The sequence below is a fragment of the Microbacterium sp. HMWF026 genome (genome assembly GCF_003061325.1).
Lineage (GTDB): Bacteria > Actinomycetota > Actinomycetes > Actinomycetales > Microbacteriaceae > Microbacterium > Microbacterium testaceum_E.
In genome coordinates this window covers 1-5,143 of the sequence record NZ_QAJB01000152.1, presented here as the reverse complement: position 1 = coordinate 5,143, position 5,143 = coordinate 1, and the positions used below count along the sequence as shown (strand labels likewise).

The window sequence follows — 5,143 nt, the reverse complement described above, 5'->3', positions numbered from 1 at the left end:
ACCGTCGGCGTCTCGCCGGACGTCGTGGAAGGGTCGCTCGCGTCCTTCGGCCGGCGGCGCAAGCGCGACAGCGTGCCGGCGGCGATCGCCATCGCGGACGTCGTCGGGGCCGTCCTGCGGCGGGACGAACCGCTGGCGGGCTGCCCGCCCGCGTCGAGCAGGGGGTCGAGCGTGATCATCGGCAGGACCGTCTCGCTGCGCGACGTGGTGTCGTCGACGGTCACCTCGCGCTGGGGGGAGGTCACGCGCAGGTCGAGGGCGGCATCGCGGGCGATCGGGCGCAGATCGAGCTCGGTGATCGATACGTCGCGGCGCTCGTCGAGGCGCGCGAGGGCGAGCAGATCCTCGACCAGGGCGCCCATGCGGATCGCCTCTTTCTCGATGCGCTCCATCGACTGCGCGACGTCCTCGTCGGAGCGGATCGCGCCCATCCGGTAGAGCTCGGCGTAGCCGCGCATGGTCACGAGGGGCGTGCGCAGCTCGTGACTCGCGTCGCCGATGAACCGGCGCATCTGGCGCACCGTGGCATCCCGTTGCCCGAGGGCGCCGTCGATGCGGGCGAGCATCGCGTTGATGGCGGTCTTGAGTCGGCCCACCTCGGTGTCGGGCACGATGTCGGTCAGGCGCTGGCTGAAGTCGCCGGCGGCGATGTCCATCGCGGTCGTCTCGACCTGCCGCAGGTTGCGGAACGCCAGCGTCACCAGCCACCGGGTCAACAGCGCGGTCGCGATGAGGATGAGCAGGGCGACGAAGGCGTAGATGCCCACGTAGGCGGCGACGATGCGGTCGGTCGGTGCCAGGGGCTGGACGACCATCTGCGTGTAGACGCCGGGGTTGCCCGGCACCTGCAGCACACCGACCCGCGCGAGGAAGTGCTGGCCGGACTCGGGATCCTCGAGGTCGATGCGGCGGTCGATCTGCCCGTAGGTCTGCTCGACGGTGAACGTCGAAGGCAGGTCGGGCAGGGCCTTGGATGCCGTGCCGTTGTAGAACGCCTCGCGGCGGCCATCCGGACCGTACACGACGACCATCGACCCGATCTGTGGCGCGTTGTCGACCTGCGAGAAGACGATGTCACCGTCGACCGGCGTAGTCGTGAAGATGCTGTTGGCGATGCTGCCCGCCGCCTGCTGCGCCAGCTGCTCGTCGAGGTTGTTGACCAGCGTCGTGCGCAGGAACACCATGGTCCCGACGCCCGCGGTGAATAACCCGATCGCGAGCAGCGCGACGGTCACGCCGGTGACCTTGGTGCGCAGGCTCAGCCCGCGCCACCAGCGGGTCAGGGCATCGTCGGAGGGCGACAGGAGAGACCTCCGCTCAGACCGTCTTGCCCGACTTCAGCATGTAGCCGAAGCCGCGCTTGGTCTGGATGAGCGGCTCGGAGGAGTGCGGATCGATCTTGCGGCGCAGGTACGAGATATAGCTCTCGACGATGCCGGCGTCGCCGTTGAAGTCGTACTCCCACACGTGGTCGAGGATCTGCGCCTTCGACAGCACGCGGTTGGGGTTGAGCATGAGGTACCGCAGCAGCTTGAACTCGGTCGGGCTCAGGTCGATCGAGACGTCGCCGACGCTCACGTCGTGCGTGTCCTGGTCCATCGTCAGCTCGCCCGTGCGGATGATGGACTCCTCGTCGGCCTGCATGGTGCGGCGCAGGATCGCCTGGATGCGGGCGACGATCTCGTCGAGGCTGAAGGGCTTGGTGACGTAGTCGTCGCCACCGGCGTTGAGGCCCTCGATCTTGTCCTCGGTCTCGTCCTTCGCGGTGAGGAAGAGGATGGGGGCGGTGTAGCCGGCGCCGCGGAGCCGCTTGGTGACGCTGAAGCCGTTCATGTCGGGCAGCATCACATCGAGCACGATGAGGTCGGGTTCCTCTTCGAGCACGGCCGAGATGGTCTGCGCGCCGTTGGCCACGGCTCGCACCTGGAAACCGGCGAAGCGCAGGCTCGTGATGAGCAGGTCGCGGATGTTCGGTTCGTCGTCCACGACGAGGATGCGAGGAGCTGTCATGCCCTCATTATCGTGATCGCACCCAGCAAACCGCTGGATATGGAACGGAAAGCCGCCGCCTGGTATGGGTCAGGCGGCCGCGGCGTCGATCCCGTCGGCATCCAGGATCGTGTAGGCGTACCCCTGCTCGGCGAGGAATCGCTGGCGGTTCTGCGCGAAATCCTGGTCGACGGTGTCGCGGGCGATGAGCGTGTAGAAGCTCGCCGTGTGGTTCGACTGCTTCGGACGCAGCAGGCGCCCGAGGCGCTGGGCCTCTTCTTGCCGCGAGCCGAACGAGCCCGACACCTGGATGGCGACCGAGGCCTCGGGCAGGTCGACCGAGAAGTTCGCCACCTTCGACACCACGAGCAGCGGGATGCTGCCGTCGCGGAAGCCCTGGAACAGCTCCTCGCGCTCGGGGATTGGCGTGGCACCGGTGATCTGCGGGGCTCCGAGCGCCTGGGCGAGCTCGTCGATCTGGTCGAGGTACTGCCCGATGACGAGGACGCGTTCTCCGGGATGCCGCTGCACCAGCCGTCGGGTGACGTCGATCTTGGCGGGGGCCGTCGCCGCGAGGCGGTAGCGGTCCTCGTCCGCCGCCGCCGCGTACTCGAGACGCTCGTGGGCGGGCAGGTCGATGCGCACCTCGTAGCAGGCGGCCGGCGAGATGAAGCCCTGCGCCTCGATCTCCTTCCACGGCGCGTCGAAGCGCTTGGGACCGATCAGGCTGAAGACGTCGCCCTCGCGGCCGTCCTCGCGCACGAGCGTCGCGGTCAGGCCCAGGCGACGTCGTGCCTGCAGGTCGGCGGTGAGCTTGAACACCGGGGCGGGGAGCAGGTGCACCTCGTCGTAGAGCACCAGGCCCCAGTCGAGCGCGTCGAGCAGGGCGAGGTGGGCGTACTTGCCCCCGCGCTTGGCGGTGAGGATCTGGTACGTGGCGATCGTGACCGGCTTGATCTCTTTGACCTGGCCGGAGTACTCGCCGATCTCTTCGGGAGTGAGCGTGGTGCGGCGCAGCAGCTCGTCGCGCCACTGACGGGCGCTGACGGTGTTGGTCACCAGGATGAGCGTCGTCGTGCGGGTGTCGGCCATCGCGCCGGCGCCCACGAGGGTCTTGCCCGCGCCGCACGGCAGGACCACCACGCCGGAGCCGCCCTCGGAGAACGAGTCGACCGCCTGCCGCTGGTACGGCCGCAGGCTCCATCCGTCCTCGGCGAGGTCGATCGGATGCGGGGTTCCGGGGGTGTACCCGGCGAGGTCTTCGGCGGGCCAGCCGATCTTCAGCAGCTCCTGCTTGATGTGGCCGCGCGCCCAGGCGTCGATGACGTAGCTGTCGGGGGTCGGGTGCCCGATCAGCAGGGGAGCGATGCGCTTGTTGCGCGACACCTCGCCGAGCACGGCGGCATCCGTCGATCGCAGGACCAGGACGCCCTCGTCGTCGCGCTCGATCACGAGGCGGCCGTAGCGGTTCACGCTCTCGCGGATGTCGGTGCTGACGGATGCCGGGACGGGGAAGCGCGACCACTTGTCGAGCGTCTCGAGCATGGCGTCGGCGTCGTGCCCGGCCGCGCGGGCGTTCCACAGACCCAGGCGGGTGATGCGGTACGTGTGGATGTGCTCGGGTGCGCGCTCGAGCTCGGCGAAGACCGCGAGCTCGTGCCGCGCCGTCTCTGCCTGGGGGTGCGCGACCTCGAGGAGGACGGTGCGGTCGCTCTGCACGATGAGGGGGCCGTCAGCCATAAGGTACGAGTTTACCGGGGTCGGGCAGCGCTCGGCTCCCGGGTGCGCGCACCCCTGCCGCGCGGGTCAGTCGACCAGGGCGACGCCGTCGATGTGCGACAGCGGCAGGGTGCGTTCGACGTCCGCGCCGCGATCGCGTCCGCGCAGACGGCCGCCCCCGAGGCCGGTCGCTTCGAGACGGAAGACACGGGCCGACCCGTCGGGCAGGCGCACCGTGACGTCGACGACGGCTCGGGCGCGTACCGCCTGGTCGAGCTCGCGCTCGAGCCACGCGGCATCCGAGTCCTCCGCTCCGGCGCGCAGACGTTGCAGAAGAGGACCGTACGTGTCGACGGGGTCGGCGCTCGGGGCTGCGTCGGATGCGAGCTTCGCGCGCTCGAGCGCACGCGGGTTGCCCTCGGCATCGACCGCGACGGCGGGATAGTGGGCGTCGGTGAGAGCCCAGAACACGACGTCCGCCGAGACGTGCGAGATCAATTCGTCGTCATCGGTGCGGTTCAGGGCGATCGAGCGCAGCGATTGGTCGACCTCCATCGAGCGCAGCAGGGTCTCGTCGTCGGTGCGCACCCGCGTCAGCTGCGTCTCGGGCTCGGTCGCCACGCGCACCCGACCGTGCTCGGCGGACGTCCGCTCGATCACGTAGGCGAGGGGCTGAGGAAGACCGGTCAGCGAGATCGAGGTGAGGAACTCGCGCAGGGACTCCGCCGTCTCGCCGGCGGTGATGGCCGCCCCGATGGTCGCGGCGCTGAAGCGGTAGCTGGACGCCTGGGCGCGGGACTCGCGCGCCGCCATCGTGCGCAGGCGCACGTCGAGGTGCGGCGCGAGCGGCCCCGGTGCGATCGCGGTGAGATCGTTCTGCAGGTAGACGCGGTCGACCTCGGGCGGCAGCAGTTCGCGCAGGGCCGAGGTGTCGATCTCGCCCCCGTGCGACAGGGGCTCGGCCCACGGCGTGACGTGGCCCGCGGCATCCAGGAGTCCCCAGCGGACGAGCCGGCGGATCCAGAGGGTCGCACGATCGGCCGCGTCGGGGTCGAACGGCGTCGCCTGCGCCCACTGCTCGGTCGGGATCCAGCCGCCGTCGGCGTCGCGATACGCGCCGGGCAGGGCGTCGCGCAGCGCGCCGGCGGTGCGGGACCAGCGCTCGAGAGTCGGAAGACGCAGCCATTCGCGACCCGCGGACGACACCAGCCAGGCGCGGTCGTTCGCCCCCAGCAGGCCCACGTCGGCGGCGAGTCCCACGAGCAGGTCGGCTTCGGCGGGCGTCGACACCGCTCCCGCGTCGACGAGCCGCCGACGCTCGGCGGCGCCCAGGGATCCGGTGCCGATGCGACCGAGGGGTGCTTCGAGCGTCTGCAGGAGAATGTCGGCGACGCACGCCGCGTTGGTGAACGCCGCCTCGGAGGCGGCGTTCACC

The 5,143-nt window shown here is 70.3% G+C and carries 4 protein-coding genes; all 4 read right to left on the bottom strand.

Annotated elements, in window-relative coordinates; translation table 11 throughout:
- Positions 1-1,235: HAMP domain-containing sensor histidine kinase (locus DBR36_RS06615; RefSeq protein WP_258222601.1), on the bottom strand; the 1,235-nt coding region annotated here is incomplete at its 3' end.
- An 82-nt stretch (positions 1,236-1,317) separates the two neighbouring features.
- Positions 1,318-2,010 (bottom strand): response regulator transcription factor, encoded by a 693-nt coding sequence (locus DBR36_RS06610; protein ID WP_108318117.1) that lies wholly within the window; start codon positions 2,008-2,010, stop codon positions 1,318-1,320.
- A gap of 69 nt (positions 2,011-2,079) precedes the next feature.
- Positions 2,080-3,729 (bottom strand): DNA repair helicase XPB, encoded by a 1,650-nt coding sequence (locus DBR36_RS06605; RefSeq protein WP_108318116.1) that lies wholly within the window; start codon positions 3,727-3,729, stop codon positions 2,080-2,082.
- 66 nt (positions 3,730-3,795) lie between these two features.
- A partial coding sequence (locus tag DBR36_RS06600) for a helicase-associated domain-containing protein (RefSeq protein WP_108318115.1) occupies positions 3,796-5,143 on the bottom strand: 1,348 nt, incomplete at its 5' end.